Here is a 16,994-nt window from a genome sequence, read left to right as displayed (position 1 = left end):
AAACAGTGACTTGATTCAGGTTCTTGATATAATAGTCAAATCAAAGTTAAGCTCACCCTTAACCAACTCATATCTATACCCCCTTTGCTGACGACAATAGCACGATGGAACCACCTGATCCCTTCTCGAACTCAGAAGTGAAACATCGTCGCGCCAATGGTAGTGTGGTTCGCCCATGTGAGAGTAGGTCATCGTCAGCTCCCTATACCTTAAAAGCCCCCGCTCATGCCGAGTGGGGGCTTTTTCCTTTGCAGGGGGTTTTAAAGATCGCACATCTACTAGAGTGATCTTTCATTTAATGAACACAAGATTATGTAGAGGTAATCTTTGCAGTGTTATAAATATCGTTGATTATTAAGTCTATGACTTGCCTAGTTTAATTGGCAATATATCCAGCAACTTAGGCCTTCATCACTTAAAACTGAGTCTAATTAGAGAAAATAGTAGAAAATATTGAATTAAGGGTTGACTCAAAAAATAAACCCTCTATAATACGCCCTCACTAAGACGAACATCGGGCAACAAATCGAGAGATTGAAAGCCAGTCAGCTTAGAAAAGAATAAAATTAAGTGTTGACAACGATATTAAAATCTATATAATAGTCAGCCTGCTCAGCGATAACGGTGTTACTAATTAATAACAACGATGCTAAGCAAAGATATAACTTAGGCTTGGACGACAAGCTAAGTAATTATTTAAAAGCTTAAATCAAAGAACAACTTGTGTGGATTTTTGCTGATTTAGGATGCTAAAAATTAAAGTTGGGACGTCATCTTTTCGGTGATGTGACTAACTATAAAAATTATCATTCTTTATTAGTAGAAAAACTCGAAGTTAATTCATTATATGAAACATACGGAAAAGCAATTTGCTAGTATTGAATGAGCCAAGTTTAGAAGCTTCTTTAAAGAGCTTCATAGCAAGATTAAACTGAAGAGTTTGATCATGGCTCAGATTGAACGCTGGCGGCAGGCTTAACACATGCAAGTCGAGCGGTAACAGGAGAAGCTTGCTTCTTGCTGACGAGCGGCGGACGGGTGAGTAATACTTAGGAATCTGCCCAGTAGTGGGGGATAGCTCGGGGAAACTCGAATTAATACCGCATACACCCTACGGGGAAAAGGGGGCGCTTGCGCTCTCGCTATTGGATGAGCCTAAGTCGGATTAGCTAGTTGGTGGGGTAAAGGCCTACCAAGGCGACGATCTGTAGCTGGTCTGAGAGGATGATCAGCCACACCGGGACTGAGACACGGCCCGGACTCCTACGGGAGGCAGCAGTGGGGAATATTGGACAATGGGGGCAACCCTGATCCAGCCATGCCGCGTGTGTGAAGAAGGCCTTTTGGTTGTAAAGCACTTTAAGCAGTGAAGAAGACTCTATGGTTAATACCCATAGACGATGACATTAGCTGCAGAATAAGCACCGGCTAACTCTGTGCCAGCAGCCGCGGTAATACAGAGGGTGCAAGCGTTAATCGGAATTACTGGGCGTAAAGCGAGCGTAGGTGGCTTAATAAGTCAGATGTGAAATCCCCGGGCTTAACCTGGGAACTGCATCTGATACTGTTAGGCTAGAGTAGGTGAGAGGGAGGTAGAATTTCAGGTGTAGCGGTGAAATGCGTAGAGATCTGAAGGAATACCGATGGCGAAGGCAGCCTCCTGGCATCATACTGACACTGAGGTTCGAAAGCGTGGGTAGCAAACAGGATTAGATACCCTGGTAGTCCACGCCGTAAACGATGTCTACTAGTCGTTGGGGAACTTGATTCCTTAGTGACGCAGCTAACGCAATAAGTAGACCGCCTGGGGAGTACGGCCGCAAGGTTAAAACTCAAATGAATTGACGGGGGCCCGCACAAGCGGTGGAGCATGTGGTTTAATTCGATGCAACGCGAAGAACCTTACCTGGTCTTGACATATCTAGAATCCTGCAGAGATGCGGGAGTGCCTTCGGGAATTAGAATACAGGTGCTGCATGGCTGTCGTCAGCTCGTGTCGTGAGATGTTGGGTTAAGTCCCGCAACGAGCGCAACCCTTTTCCTTAGTTACCAGCGGTTTGGCCGGGGACTCTAAGGATACTGCCAGTGACAAACTGGAGGAAGGCGGGGACGACGTCAAGTCATCATGGCCCTTACGACCAGGGCTACACACGTGCTACAATGGTAGGTACAGAGGGCTGCTACACAGCGATGTGATGCGAATCTCAAAAAGCCTATCGTAGTCCAGATTGGAGTCTGCAACTCGACTCCATGAAGTCGGAATCGCTAGTAATCGCGGATCAGAATGCCGCGGTGAATACGTTCCCGGGCCTTGTACACACCGCCCGTCACACCATGGGAGTTGATTGCACCAGAAGTGGGTAGCCTAACTTTTAGAGGGCGCTCACCACGGTGTGGTCGATGACTGGGGTGAAGTCGTAACAAGGTAGCCGTAGGGGAACCTGCGGCTGGATCACCTCCTTATTGACGCATCCGGTCAGCAAGAATTCACAACAAGTTGTTCTTTGATTTAGCAAGCTCTTAAGGGTCTGTAGCTCAGCTGGTTAGAGCACCGTGTTGATAACGCGGGGGTCATAAGTTCAAGTCTTATCAGACCCACCACTTATCTCTGAGTACAGTGAAGCCTAAGAGGTTTCAAGCTCTACTAGGAAATTGGGCTTTTAGAATTTTCCCTTTAAGGAAAATTCTCTTGCGCTCGGGTCAAAGCAGTGCTTTGACTGTATCCTCGCTCAGGGGCCATAGCTCAGTTGGTAGAGCGCCTGCCTTGCACGCAGGAGGTCAGGAGTTCGACTCTCCTTGGCTCCACCATATTGGATACAGATTTAAGAGTGAAAAGATATAAGCCAGAATTAAGCAATTGATAAAACGATTACTTACTTCTGTTTTATACAGAAACTATATGACGACTGGATGACAGCGTTATTACTATTTAAAAACATAGATATGAGTTGTAATACGGTTAGACGATGAATCATTCACTGAGCCATTGTCTAACCAGTAACCAACCTTTTAATGACATCAGTTGTTATCCCAAGGGGTTGGTTACAAAGTAAAGAGAACTGAATCAAGCGTAAATTATCAAGGTGATATCGTTATAATTACGACAAACAACCTGTTAAGAACTAGATTTATGCATTGGTTAAAACACCTCGGATTACTTCGAGGTTGTCTTTAACCAATAGTAAATAAAAGCTTAGCGAACCAAGACTACTTGGGGTTGTATGGTCAAGTAATTAAGCGCACATGGTGGATGCCTTGGCAGTCAGAGGCGATGAAAGACGTGACAGCCTGCGATAAGCTTCGGGGAGGCGGCAATATCCTGTGATCCGGAGATTTCTGAATGGGGAAACCCACTTAGCGTAAGCTAGGTATCCTAATTTATTAGGAAGCGAACGAGGGGAAGTGAAACATCTCAGTACCCTTAGGAAAAGACATCAATAGAGATTCCCCTAGTAGCGGCGAGCGAACGGGGAGGAGCCGACGGATTTATATGTAGAAGAACAGTGTGGGAAAGCTGGCCATAGTGGGTGATAGCCCCGTATTCGAAACATATAATGAAGCATATTAAGTAGTGCGGGACACGAGAAATCCTGTATGAAGATGGGGGGACCATCCTCCAAGGCTAAATACTCCTGACTGACCGATAGTGAACCAGTACCGTGAGGGAAAGGCGAAAAGAACCCCTGTGAGGGGAGTGAAATAGAACCTGAAACCGTGTGCGTACAAGCAGTGGGAGCACCCTTGAGGTGTGACCGCGTACCTTTTGTATAATGGGTCAGCGACTTATATTCTGTAGCAAGGTTAACCGTTAGGGGAGCCGTAGGGAAACCGAGTCTTAATAGGGCGCCATAGTTGCAGGGTATAGACCCGAAACCGAGTGATCTATCCATGAGCAGGTTGAAAGTGCCGTAACAGGCACCGGAGGACCGAACCCACTGTCGTTGAAAAGCCAGGGGATGACTTGTGGATAGGGGTGAAAGGCTAATCAAACTCGGTGATAGCTGGTTCTCCCCGAAAGCTATTTAGGTAGCGCCTCGGACGAATACCATTGGGGGTAGAGCACTGTTTCGGCTAGGGGGTCATACCGACTTACCAAACCGATGCAAACTCCGAATACCGATGAGTAATATCCGGGAGACACACGGCGGGTGCTAACGTCCGTCGTGGAGAGGGAAACAACCCAGACCGCCAGCTAAGGCCCCAAATTCCTAGTTAAGTGGGAAACGAAGTGGGAAGGCATAGACAGCTAGGAGGTTGGCTTAGAAGCAGCCATCCTTTAAAGAAAGCGTAATAGCTCACTAGTCGAGTCGGCCCGCGCGGAAGATGTAACGGGGCTCAAACTAGGAGCCGAAGCTGCGGATTTGAAAATTGTTTCAAGTGGTAGGGGAGCGTTGTGTAAGCCTGTGAAGGTGTATCGTAAGGTATGCTGGAGGTATCACAAGAGCGAATGCTGACGTGAGTAACGATAATGCGAGTGAAAAGCTCGCACGCCGGAAGATCAAGGGTTCCAGTCCAACGTTAATCGGGGCTGGGTGAGTCGACCCCTAAGGCGAGGCCGAAAGGCGTAGTCGATGGGAAATCGGTTAATATTCCGATACTTGTTTATGATGTGATGGAGGGACGGAGAAGGTTATGCCAGCCTGGCGATGGTTGTCCAGGTGGAAGGATGTAGGTAGACGGCTTAGGCAAATCCGGGCTGTTAATACTGAGATCTGATAGCAAGCTGTACTTGTACAGCGAAGTGGCAAATACCATGCTTCCAGGAAAAGCTTCTAAACTATAGTCATAAACGAATCGTACCCTAAACCGACACAGGTGATCAGGTAGAGAATACCAAGGCGCTTGAGAGAACTCTGCTGAAGGAACTAGGCAAAATGGTACCGTAACTTCGGGAGAAGGTACGCTGTCGATGGTGAAACCCTTGCGGTGTAAGCTATTGACAGTCGCAGATACCAGGCTGCTGCAACTGTTTATTAAAAACACAGCACTCTGCAAACACGAAAGTGGACGTATAGGGTGTGATGCCTGCCCGGTGCTGGAAGGTTAATTGATGGGCTTAGCGTATGCGAAGGTCTTGATCGAAGCCCCAGTAAACGGCGGCCGTAACTATAACGGTCCTAAGGTAGCGAAATTCCTTGTCGGGTAAGTTCCGACCTGCACGAATGGCATAATGATGGCAGCGCTGTCTCCAGCAGAGACTCAGTGAAATCGAAATCGCAGTGAAGATGCTGTGTACCCGCGGCTAGACGGAAAGACCCCGTGAACCTTTACTACAGCTTTACATTGAACTTTGACCTGACTTGTGCAGGATAGGTGGGAGGCTTTGAAGCAGATACGCCAGTATCTGTGGAGCCATCCTTGAAATACCACCCTGGTCATGTTGGGGTTCTAACTCAGGTATAACAATACCGAGGACAATGTATGGTGGGTAGTTTGACTGGGGCGGTCTCCTCCTAAAGAGTAACGGAGGAGTACGAAGGTGCGCTCAGAACGGTCGGAAATCGTTCATAGAGTATAAAGGCAAAAGCGCGCTTAACTGCGAGACCCACAAGTCGAGCAGGTACGAAAGTAGGTCTTAGTGATCCGGTGGTTCTGTATGGAAGGGCCATCGCTCAACGGATAAAAGGTACTCTGGGGATAACAGGCTGATACCGCCCAAGAGTTCATATCGACGGCGGTGTTTGGCACCTCGATGTCGGCTCATCTCATCCTAGGGCTGAAGCAGGTCCTAAGGGTATGGCTGTTCGCCATTTAAAGAGGTACGCGAGCTGGGTTTAGAACGTCGTGAGACAGTTCGGTCCCTATCTACCGTGGGCGTTGGAAATTTGAGAGGATCTGCTCCTAGTACGAGAGGACCAGAGTGGACGAACCGCTGGTGTTCGGGTTGTCATGCCAATGGCATTGCCCGGTAGCTACGTTCGGATTGGATAACCGCTGAAAGCATCTAAGCGGGAAGCCAACCTCAAGATTAGATTTCCCTTAAGAGCCGTTCAAGACTAGGACGTTGATAGGCAGGGTGTGGAAGCGCAGTGATGCGTGTAGCTAACCTGTACTAATTGCTCGTTTGGCTTGACCATACAACACCCAAGTGGTTTTGTATAAGCTATAATTATTTCGATATCATCCTGATAATCATTTATAAATAATCACTTATTAACAGTGACTTGATTCAGGTTCTTGATATAATAGTCAAATCAAAGTTAAGCTCACCCTTAACCAACTCATATCTATACCCCCTTTGCTGACGACAATAGCACGATGGAACCACCTGATCCCTTCTCGAACTCAGAAGTGAAACATCGTCGCGCCAATGGTAGTGTGGTTCGCCCATGTGAGAGTAGGTCATCGTCAGCTCCCTATACCTTAAAGCCCCCATTCATCCGAATGGGGGCTTTTTCCTTTGCCGAGAGTTTTTAAAGATCGCACATCTACTAGAGTAATCTTTCATTTAATGAACACAAGATTATGTAGAGGTAATCTTTGCAGTGTTATAAATATCGTTGATTATTAAGTCTATGACTTGCCTAGTTTAATTGGCAATATATCCAGCAATTTAGGCCTTCATCACTTAAAACTGAGTCTAATTAGAGAAAATAGTAGAAAATATTGAATTAAGGGTTGACTCAAAAAATAAACCCTCTATAATACGCCCTCACTAAGACGGACATAGGGCAATAAATCGAGAGATTGAAAGCCAGTCAGCTTAGAAAAGAATAAAATTAAGTGTTGACAACGATATTAAAATCTATATAATAGTCAGCCTGCTCAGCGATAACGGTGTTACTAATTAATAACAACGATGCTAAGCAAAGATATAACTTAGGCTTGGACGACAAGCTAAGTAATTATTTAAAAGCTTAAATCAAAGAACAACTTGTGTGGATTTTTGCTGATTTAGGATGCTAAAAATTAAAGTTGGGACGTCATCTTTTCGGTGATGTGACTAACTATAAAAATTATCATTCTTTATTAGTAGAAAAACTCGAAGTTAATTCATTATATGAAACATACGGAAAAGCAATTTGCTAGTATTGAATGAGCCAAGTTTAGAAGCTTCTTTAAAGAGCTTCATAGCAAGATTAAACTGAAGAGTTTGATCATGGCTCAGATTGAACGCTGGCGGCAGGCTTAACACATGCAAGTCGAGCGGTAACAGGAGAAGCTTGCTTCTTGCTGACGAGCGGCGGACGGGTGAGTAATACTTAGGAATCTGCCCAGTAGTGGGGGATAGCTCGGGGAAACTCGAATTAATACCGCATACACCCTACGGGGAAAAGGGGGCGCTTGCGCTCTCGCTATTGGATGAGCCTAAGTCGGATTAGCTAGTTGGTGGGGTAAAGGCCTACCAAGGCGACGATCTGTAGCTGGTCTGAGAGGATGATCAGCCACACCGGGACTGAGACACGGCCCGGACTCCTACGGGAGGCAGCAGTGGGGAATATTGGACAATGGGGGCAACCCTGATCCAGCCATGCCGCGTGTGTGAAGAAGGCCTTTTGGTTGTAAAGCACTTTAAGCAGTGAAGAAGACTCTATGGTTAATACCCATAGACGATGACATTAGCTGCAGAATAAGCACCGGCTAACTCTGTGCCAGCAGCCGCGGTAATACAGAGGGTGCAAGCGTTAATCGGAATTACTGGGCGTAAAGCGAGCGTAGGTGGCTTAATAAGTCAGATGTGAAATCCCCGGGCTTAACCTGGGAACTGCATCTGATACTGTTAGGCTAGAGTAGGTGAGAGGGAGGTAGAATTTCAGGTGTAGCGGTGAAATGCGTAGAGATCTGAAGGAATACCGATGGCGAAGGCAGCCTCCTGGCATCATACTGACACTGAGGTTCGAAAGCGTGGGTAGCAAACAGGATTAGATACCCTGGTAGTCCACGCCGTAAACGATGTCTACTAGTCGTTGGGGAACTTGATTCCTTAGTGACGCAGCTAACGCAATAAGTAGACCGCCTGGGGAGTACGGCCGCAAGGTTAAAACTCAAATGAATTGACGGGGGCCCGCACAAGCGGTGGAGCATGTGGTTTAATTCGATGCAACGCGAAGAACCTTACCTGGTCTTGACATATCTAGAATCCTGCAGAGATGCGGGAGTGCCTTCGGGAATTAGAATACAGGTGCTGCATGGCTGTCGTCAGCTCGTGTCGTGAGATGTTGGGTTAAGTCCCGCAACGAGCGCAACCCTTTTCCTTAGTTACCAGCGGTTTGGCCGGGGACTCTAAGGATACTGCCAGTGACAAACTGGAGGAAGGCGGGGACGACGTCAAGTCATCATGGCCCTTACGACCAGGGCTACACACGTGCTACAATGGTAGGTACAGAGGGCTGCTACACAGCGATGTGATGCGAATCTCAAAAAGCCTATCGTAGTCCAGATTGGAGTCTGCAACTCGACTCCATGAAGTCGGAATCGCTAGTAATCGCGGATCAGAATGCCGCGGTGAATACGTTCCCGGGCCTTGTACACACCGCCCGTCACACCATGGGAGTTGATTGCACCAGAAGTGGGTAGCCTAACTTTTAGAGGGCGCTCACCACGGTGTGGTCGATGACTGGGGTGAAGTCGTAACAAGGTAGCCGTAGGGGAACCTGCGGCTGGATCACCTCCTTATTGACGCATCCGGTCAGCAAGAATTCACAACAAGTTGTTCTTTGATTTAGCAAGCTCTTAAGGGTCTGTAGCTCAGCTGGTTAGAGCACCGTGTTGATAACGCGGGGGTCATAAGTTCAAGTCTTATCAGACCCACCACTTATCTCTGAGTACAGTGAAGCCTAAGAGGTTTCAAGCTCTACTAGGAAATTGGGCTTTTAGAATTTTCCCTTTAAGGAAAATTCTCTTGCGCTCGGGTCAAAGCAGTGCTTTGACTGTATCCTCGCTCAGGGGCCATAGCTCAGTTGGTAGAGCGCCTGCCTTGCACGCAGGAGGTCAGGAGTTCGACTCTCCTTGGCTCCACCATATTGGATACAGATTTAAGAGTGAAAAGATATAAGCCAGAATTAAGCAATTGATAAAACGATTACTTACTTCTGTTTTATACAGAAACTATATGACGACTGGATGACAGCGTTATTACTATTTAAAAACATAGATATGAGTTGTAATACGGTTAGACGATGAATCATTCACTGAGCCATTGTCTAACCAGTAACCAACCTTTTAATGACATCAGTTGTTATCCCAAGGGGTTGGTTACAAAGTAAAGAGAACTGAATCAAGCGTAAATTATCAAGGTGATATCGTTATAATTACGACAAACAACCTGTTAAGAACTAGATTTATGCATTGGTTAAAACACCTCGGATTACTTCGAGGTTGTCTTTAACCAATAGTAAATAAAAGCTTAGCGAACCAAGACTACTTGGGGTTGTATGGTCAAGTAATTAAGCGCACATGGTGGATGCCTTGGCAGTCAGAGGCGATGAAAGACGTGACAGCCTGCGATAAGCTTCGGGGAGGCGGCAATATCCTGTGATCCGGAGATTTCTGAATGGGGAAACCCACTTAGCGTAAGCTAGGTATCCTAATTTATTAGGAAGCGAACGAGGGGAAGTGAAACATCTCAGTACCCTTAGGAAAAGACATCAATAGAGATTCCCCTAGTAGCGGCGAGCGAACGGGGAGGAGCCGACGGATTTATATGTAGAAGAACAGTGTGGGAAAACTGGCCATAGTGGGTGATAGCCCCGTATTCGAAACATATAATGAAGCATATTAAGTAGTGCGGGACACGAGAAATCCTGTATGAAGATGGGGGGACCATCCTCCAAGGCTAAATACTCCTGACTGACCGATAGTGAACCAGTACCGTGAGGGAAAGGCGAAAAGAACCCCTGTGAGGGGAGTGAAATAGAACCTGAAACCGTGTGCGTACAAGCAGTGGGAGCACCCTTGAGGTGTGACCGCGTACCTTTTGTATAATGGGTCAGCGACTTATATTCTGTAGCAAGGTTAACCGTTAGGGGAGCCGTAGGGAAACCGAGTCTTAATAGGGCGCCATAGTTGCAGGGTATAGACCCGAAACCGAGTGATCTATCCATGAGCAGGTTGAAAGTGCCGTAACAGGCACCGGAGGACCGAACCCACTGTCGTTGAAAAGCCAGGGGATGACTTGTGGATAGGGGTGAAAGGCTAATCAAACTCGGTGATAGCTGGTTCTCCCCGAAAGCTATTTAGGTAGCGCCTCGGACGAATACCATTGGGGGTAGAGCACTGTTTCGGCTAGGGGGTCATACCGACTTACCAAACCGATGCAAACTCCGAATACCGATGAGTAATATCCGGGAGACACACGGCGGGTGCTAACGTCCGTCGTGGAGAGGGAAACAACCCAGACCGCCAGCTAAGGCCCCAAATTCCTAGTTAAGTGGGAAACGAAGTGGGAAGGCATAGACAGCTAGGAGGTTGGCTTAGAAGCAGCCATCCTTTAAAGAAAGCGTAATAGCTCACTAGTCGAGTCGGCCCGCGCGGAAGATGTAACGGGGCTCAAACTAGGAGCCGAAGCTGCGGATTTGAAAATTGTTTCAAGTGGTAGGGGAGCGTTGTGTAAGCCTGTGAAGGTGTATCGTAAGGTATGCTGGAGGTATCACAAGAGCGAATGCTGACGTGAGTAACGATAATGCGAGTGAAAAGCTCGCACGCCGGAAGATCAAGGGTTCCAGTCCAACGTTAATCGGGGCTGGGTGAGTCGACCCCTAAGGCGAGGCCGAAAGGCGTAGTCGATGGGAAATCGGTTAATATTCCGATACTTGTTTATGATGTGATGGAGGGACGGAGAAGGTTATGCCAGCCTGGCGATGGTTGTCCAGGTGGAAGGATGTAGGTAGACGGCTTAGGCAAATCCGGGCTGTTAATACTGAGATCTGATAGCAAGCTGTACTTGTACAGCGAAGTGGCAAATACCATGCTTCCAGGAAAAGCTTCTAAACTATAGTCATAAACGAATCGTACCCTAAACCGACACAGGTGATCAGGTAGAGAATACCAAGGCGCTTGAGAGAACTCTGCTGAAGGAACTAGGCAAAATGGTACCGTAACTTCGGGAGAAGGTACGCTGTCGATGGTGAAACCCTTGCGGTGTAAGCTATTGACAGTCGCAGATACCAGGCTGCTGCAACTGTTTATTAAAAACACAGCACTCTGCAAACACGAAAGTGGACGTATAGGGTGTGATGCCTGCCCGGTGCTGGAAGGTTAATTGATGGGCTTAGCGTATGCGAAGGTCTTGATCGAAGCCCCAGTAAACGGCGGCCGTAACTATAACGGTCCTAAGGTAGCGAAATTCCTTGTCGGGTAAGTTCCGACCTGCACGAATGGCATAATGATGGCAGCGCTGTCTCCAGCAGAGACTCAGTGAAATCGAAATCGCAGTGAAGATGCTGTGTACCCGCGGCTAGACGGAAAGACCCCGTGAACCTTTACTACAGCTTTACATTGAACTTTGACCTGACTTGTGCAGGATAGGTGGGAGGCTTTGAAGCAGATACGCCAGTATCTGTGGAGCCATCCTTGAAATACCACCCTGGTCATGTTGGGGTTCTAACTCAGGTATAACAATACCGAGGACAATGTATGGTGGGTAGTTTGACTGGGGCGGTCTCCTCCTAAAGAGTAACGGAGGAGTACGAAGGTGCGCTCAGAACGGTCGGAAATCGTTCATAGAGTATAAAGGCAAAAGCGCGCTTAACTGCGAGACCCACAAGTCGAGCAGGTACGAAAGTAGGTCTTAGTGATCCGGTGGTTCTGTATGGAAGGGCCATCGCTCAACGGATAAAAGGTACTCTGGGGATAACAGGCTGATACCGCCCAAGAGTTCATATCGACGGCGGTGTTTGGCACCTCGATGTCGGCTCATCTCATCCTAGGGCTGAAGCAGGTCCTAAGGGTATGGCTGTTCGCCATTTAAAGAGGTACGCGAGCTGGGTTTAGAACGTCGTGAGACAGTTCGGTCCCTATCTACCGTGGGCGTTGGAAATTTGAGAGGATCTGCTCCTAGTACGAGAGGACCAGAGTGGACGAACCGCTGGTGTTCGGGTTGTCATGCCAATGGCATTGCCCGGTAGCTACGTTCGGATTGGATAACCGCTGAAAGCATCTAAGCGGGAAGCCAACCTCAAGATTAGATTTCCCTTAAGAGCCGTTCAAGACTAGGACGTTGATAGGCAGGGTGTGGAAGCGCAGTGATGCGTGTAGCTAACCTGTACTAATTGCTCGTTTGGCTTGACCATACAACACCCAAGTGGTTTTGTATAAGCTATAATTATTTCGATATCATCCTGATAATCATTTATAAATAATCACTTATTAACAGTGACTTGATTCAGGTTCTTGATATAATAGTCAAATCAAAGTTAAGCTCACCCTTAACCAACTCATATCTATACCCCCTTTGCTGACGACAATAGCACGATGGAACCACCTGATCCCTTCTCGAACTCAGAAGTGAAACATCGTCGCGCCAATGGTAGTGTGGTTCGCCCATGTGAGAGTAGGTCATCGTCAGCTCCCTATACCTTAAAGCCCCCATTCATCCGAATGGGGGCTTTTTCCTTTGCAGGGCGTTTTATCACCGGTCGCCGTAAAACCACCCACTTCAGGGGGTAGATATAAGGCGACACACACTGTCGTGATTAGTACTTAAAGTATTGCAAGTTAAAATTAACCTCGCCATACTAACCCTATGAAAACCCTCAAGCTACGCATCAAAGACAAACATGCAAACCAGCTAAACAAACTAGCTGGGAGTGTTAACTATGCGTGGAACTATGTTAATGCGTTAAGCTTTGAGCATTTAAGACGCACAGGTAAGTACTTTTGGGCCTATGATTTAAGCCAATACACCAAAGGCAGTGGTGAGTATTTAGGCTTGCACTCGCAAACCTTACAAGCTATCAATGAAACTCACGCCAAATCTCGTAAACAGTTTAAAAAAGCCAAACTCAATTGGCGAACCAACCGACCCGATGCCAAACGCAAATCGCTTGGTTGGATACCCTTTAAAAAATCAGCCATCAAGTATCTACATACCAGACAAACAGGTAAAAAAGCACTGAAATCAACCATACAGCTATCGCTCTGTAAAGGTCAAAAGCTTATCATAGACGTATTCGATAGCTATAATCTAAGCCTATATCAAATCAATACGCTTGAGATAGTGCAAGACAGCCGTAACCGTTGGTATGCGTCTATTACCGTCAAAGATTTTCCTAGACAAGTAAGTGGCAAAGGCAGCGTTGGTATTGACTTAGGCTTAAAGGAATCTGCTACCACATCAAACGGTGACAAGCTGACAACCAAACAAACGCAAAAGTGGGCTAAAAAGCTTGCAATAGCTCAAAGAGCGAAAAACAAACAGCGTATCAAAGCAATCCATGCCAAGATCAAAAACTCAAGATTAGATGCCATACACAAATTCACCACCCAATTAGTCAAGGATAATGCCTTGATTGTGGTTGGTGATGTTAAATCACGCTCATTTACCAATAAAAAGACCAAGCTCGCTAAATCGACATACGATGCAGGATGGTTTGAACTCAAAAGACAACTGGACTATAAATGCAAGTATGCAGGTTGTCAGCTTGAGATAGTAAATGAGAGTTACACTACCCAAACCTGTTCGCACTGTCTTAAAATAAGTGATAGTAGTCCGAAAGGTAGAGCGGGACTTGGAATAAGAGGATGGAGGTGTGCTGAGTGTGGCACATGGCATGATAGAGATATCAATGCTGCTAAGAACATCCTTGCGGTCGGGCTTGACCGTCTAGTTGTAGGAATCCCCTCGGTTTAGCGAGGGGAGGAGGTCAAAACTATAAGCCATTTATTGTAATAGTTTGCCGTAGCTAATTATCAAATAAATAATGCAGCTCCTCTGCTGAACCAAAGTCTAGTTCCATTTGTTCACGCTGGCGTAGGCGCATTTGCTCTATTCTTTTTTTGCGGCCTATAATAAGCCTTAGCACCTCACGCTTTTGTTCATCCGTCATCTGGAGCCACAATTGACGCTCTGTCCGGCTGCGCAGACACCCAAAGCAATAACCTTTTTTATTGCTTTGACAGACGCCAATACAGGGATTTTCAATAGCAAAGAGCTCTATTTGGTCGAACATGAGTATCACCTCGCCCCTGCCGAAGATATGATATTGTGAAGCTTAAGACGTAACTTTGAGGTTGAAGAGACCATGAGCTATAAGCGGAGCCAATATAGAATAACCTTTTAGTGTTTTATCAATTTTAGCATGATTCCCCTAGTGGTTTCTTTCGTGATAATCTTCATTAAAACATAAAAAGTAAAAGGATAAACATCTATGAAGATCATTTATATACATGGTTTAGACAGCCGGTCTAATTCAGTTAAGGGGATGTTGCTCCAAAAATACTGCAACAATCATCATGCCGATATTCAGGTTATTAGACCTGACTTGAATGAATCTCCTGATAAGGTATTTGCTCGACTATGTGAGCTGGTACAACAAGCTAAGGAAGCGGATGATAAGGTAGTAGTAATGGGTAGCTCGTTAGGTGGCTATTTTGCCACTCTAGTCAGTAATAAGACAGCTTGCCCAGCGGTATTGTTAAACCCCAGTACTCAGCCGCATATTAGCTTACAGCGCTTCGTTGATGACCACGTGGTAGATGGTATTGCGTGTGATGATGGTGCTGATACGGTGATTTACCGAACCACTGGTGGCTGGGCGATGACTTTAAAAGATTTAGATTGGTTTAACGCGCACAAGCTACAGCAGATAACTTATCCTGAGAAATTATTCGTCGTGATTAAGCAAGGCGATGAACTCCTAAATCCTCAAGTTGCGGCCGATTTTTATCAAGCCCAAGGAGTGACGGTTGATTTACAGTCTGGAGGCGATCATCGCATGACAGATTTTGAGCAACAGTTACCTATGATTATGAGTCATCTGCAGTCTCTTGCGTAACTTACCTTACTGACTTGTTTTCTTTGCGTCACCTGCTGTCGTTAACACAGTCGCTAATCTCTATACATCACCCATTAGGTGCACGATATTGGGTATAATATAGGTAATAATTAAAGGCTGAATCAAGCAAAGGATATCACTGTGAGTAACTATACCGCCCAATCGCTCGAAGTCTTAGAAGGGCTTGAGCCGGTCCGTCGTCGCCCTGGTATGTATACCGATACCACACGGCCCAATCACCTTGCGCAAGAGGTGATCGATAACTCAGTGGATGAAGCCTTAGCGGGCCATGCTAAGACTATCAAAGTACAACTGCACAATGATGGTTCGTTATCTGTGGAAGATGATGGACGCGGTATGCCCACTGATATTCATCCTGAATTCAAGCAAACAGGTATTGAAATTATCTTAACTCGCTTGCATGCTGGGGGTAAGTTTAATACCAGCAACTACCAAGTTTCCGGGGGATTGCATGGGGTAGGCATCTCAGTAGTGAATGCCTTATCTAAACGTGTAGAGGTGACCGTTTGGCGTGATGGTAGCCAATATGATATTGCCTTTGAAAATGGGGCGCCGGTCACTGAGTTGGTTGAGTCTGTGAGTTCTAATAAGCGCAAAAAAGGGACGAAAGTTCGTTTTTGGGTGGATGAATCCTTTTTTGACACTCCCAAATTTAGCGTAAAGCAGCTTAAGCATAACCTAAAGGCCAAAGCGGTATTAGCAGCTGGTCTGACTATTGAATTCTTCGATGAGATTAATAATGATAAAGTGGTCTGGCAGTTTGCTGATGGGGTCGTTGAATACCTAAACGAACAGCTTGATGGCCTAGAAACACTACCACCAGAGCCGTTTTATTTTTCTTATGAAGCAAAAGAAGGGGAGCGCTCAGGGGTAACCTTTGCTTTGTCATGGCTGCCCGAAGGTGGCACACCAATTCAAGAAAGTTATGTTAACTTGATTCCGACTGCCCAAGGCGGCACGCATGTTAATGGTCTGCGTACCGGTATTTTAGAAGCCTTACGTGAGTTTTGTGAAATTCATAACTTACTGCCGCGTAATGTTAAACTGACCGGCGAGGATGTGTGGGATGGGGTTAACTACATCTTATCGCTGAAGTTCTCAGAGCCACAGTTCTCAGGGCAGACAAAAGAGCGTTTATCTAGTCGAGAAGCAGCAGGTGCGGTGCAGGCTCAGGCCAAAGATGCTTTTAGCTTATGGTTAAACCAACATGCTGATTTAGGAGCGCAAATTGCTGAGCTCGCTATTTCTAAAGCAGGCAGACGTTTAAAATCGGCCAAAAAAGTGGCGCGCAAAAAAATCACACAAGGCCCAGCGCTACCTGGTAAATTAGCTGACTGCCGTGGTGGAGTGCGAGATGGTGCTGAGCTGTTTTTGGTTGAGGGTGACTCAGCTGGGGGGAGTGCTAAGCAAGCACGTGATCGACATTTTCAAGCGATTTTGCCATTAAGAGGTAAGATCTTAAATACTTGGGAGGTCTCACCTGATACAGTACTTTCAAGTCGTGAGATCCATGATATCGCCATTGCTATTGGTGTGGACCCGGCATCAGATGATTTATCAGAGCTGCGTTACGATAAGGTATGTATCTTGGCCGATGCTGATTCAGATGGACTACACATTGCCACACTTATTTGTGCGCTGTTTGTGAAGCACTTCCCAGCTTTGGTCGATGCAGGGCATTTGTTTGTGGCTATGCCGCCCTTATATAGAATTGATATCGGTAAAGAGGTGCATTATGCGCTGGATGAAAGTGAGCTTGAGCATATCTTAAGTAATGTACCTGGCAATAAAAAACCACAAATCACCCGGTTTAAAGGTCTGGGCGAAATGAGCGCCGAGCAGCTGCGTGAGACTACCATGAACCCAGATACGCGAAGATTGGTGCAATTAGATATGGATGACATGCAGCTAACCAATAGTGTGATGGATATGCTATTGGCCAAAAAACGAGCCGGTGATCGTAAAACGTGGTTAGAGAGCAAGGGGGATCTTGCCGAGATTATGGTCTAAGCATATCAGCACTTAGTAAACGAAACCAAC

Annotated in this window: 4 protein-coding genes, 4 tRNA genes and 7 rRNA genes; 14 read left to right on the top strand and 1 reads right to left on the bottom strand. The window is 46.4% G+C overall.

What is annotated here, in order from left to right; all coding sequences use genetic code 11:
* Positions 1 to 86: 86 nt before the first annotated feature.
* From rrf (MN210_RS12380) to MN210_RS12325, 12 genes are all read left to right on the top strand, one after another.
* Positions 87 to 200: ribosomal RNA gene (gene rrf / locus MN210_RS12380) — 5S ribosomal RNA — on the top strand.
* A 728-nt stretch (positions 201 to 928) separates the two neighbouring features.
* Positions 929 to 2,463, top strand: a 16S ribosomal RNA gene (locus MN210_RS12375).
* A 61-nt stretch (positions 2,464 to 2,524) separates the two neighbouring features.
* A tRNA-Ile gene (locus tag MN210_RS12370) sits at positions 2,525 to 2,601 on the top strand.
* Between the two features lie 131 nt (positions 2,602 to 2,732).
* Positions 2,733 to 2,808, top strand: a tRNA-Ala gene (locus MN210_RS12365).
* Between the two features lie 415 nt (positions 2,809 to 3,223).
* Positions 3,224 to 6,077: ribosomal RNA gene (locus MN210_RS12360) — 23S ribosomal RNA — on the top strand.
* A 163-nt stretch (positions 6,078 to 6,240) separates the two neighbouring features.
* A 5S ribosomal RNA gene (rrf, locus tag MN210_RS12355) occupies positions 6,241 to 6,354 on the top strand.
* A 727-nt stretch (positions 6,355 to 7,081) separates the two neighbouring features.
* Positions 7,082 to 8,616, top strand: a 16S ribosomal RNA gene (locus MN210_RS12350).
* 61 nt (positions 8,617 to 8,677) lie between these two features.
* Positions 8,678 to 8,754, top strand: a tRNA-Ile gene (locus MN210_RS12345).
* Positions 8,755 to 8,885: 131 nt separating this feature from the next.
* A tRNA-Ala gene (locus MN210_RS12340) sits at positions 8,886 to 8,961 on the top strand.
* Between the two features lie 415 nt (positions 8,962 to 9,376).
* A 23S ribosomal RNA gene (locus MN210_RS12335) occupies positions 9,377 to 12,230 on the top strand.
* A gap of 163 nt (positions 12,231 to 12,393) precedes the next feature.
* Positions 12,394 to 12,507: ribosomal RNA gene (rrf, locus tag MN210_RS12330) — 5S ribosomal RNA — on the top strand.
* The 16S, 23S and 5S rRNA genes sit together here with 4 tRNA genes alongside, the layout of an rRNA operon.
* 175 nt (positions 12,508 to 12,682) lie before the next feature.
* Complete coding sequence (locus tag MN210_RS12325) at positions 12,683 to 13,789, top strand: RNA-guided endonuclease InsQ/TnpB family protein (RefSeq protein ID WP_338412288.1); 1,107 nt, start codon at positions 12,683 to 12,685, stop codon at positions 13,787 to 13,789.
* A 52-nt stretch (positions 13,790 to 13,841) separates the two neighbouring features.
* On the opposite strand, the gene MN210_RS12320 is transcribed toward MN210_RS12325, so the two are convergent.
* Positions 13,842 to 14,108 carry a DUF1289 domain-containing protein gene (locus MN210_RS12320; protein WP_041773368.1) on the bottom strand — a complete coding sequence of 89 codons (267 nt, stop codon included), beginning with the start codon at positions 14,106 to 14,108 and terminating at the stop codon, positions 13,842 to 13,844.
* A 198-nt stretch (positions 14,109 to 14,306) separates the two neighbouring features.
* Between MN210_RS12320 and MN210_RS12315 the strand changes: the two genes are divergently transcribed.
* Positions 14,307 to 14,933, top strand: coding sequence for a YqiA/YcfP family alpha/beta fold hydrolase (locus MN210_RS12315; protein ID WP_338412287.1), 627 nt, complete (start codon positions 14,307 to 14,309; stop codon positions 14,931 to 14,933).
* A gap of 141 nt (positions 14,934 to 15,074) precedes the next feature.
* On the top strand, positions 15,075 to 16,964 hold the full coding sequence (gene parE / locus MN210_RS12310) for a DNA topoisomerase IV subunit B (RefSeq protein WP_162522620.1): 1,890 nt from the start codon (positions 15,075 to 15,077) through the stop codon (positions 16,962 to 16,964).
* Positions 16,965 to 16,994: the final 30 nt, after the last annotated feature.

The organism is Psychrobacter raelei, from assembly GCF_022631235.3.
Lineage (GTDB): Bacteria > Pseudomonadota > Gammaproteobacteria > Pseudomonadales > Moraxellaceae > Psychrobacter > Psychrobacter raelei.
Note: the sequence above shows the minus strand (reverse complement) of the source record. Positions and strands in the feature narration are given on the sequence as shown.

Excerpts from the sequence above, each read along its gene's own strand:
- MN210_RS12325 (WP_338412288.1), top strand. The coding sequence starts at position 12,683 with ATGAAAACCCTCAAGCTACGCATCAAAGACAAACATGCAAACCAGCTA.
- MN210_RS12320 (WP_041773368.1), bottom strand. The coding sequence starts at position 14,108 with ATGTTCGACCAAATAGAGCTCTTTGCTATTGAAAATCCCTGTATTGGC.
- MN210_RS12315 (WP_338412287.1), top strand. The coding sequence starts at position 14,307 with ATGAAGATCATTTATATACATGGTTTAGACAGCCGGTCTAATTCAGTT.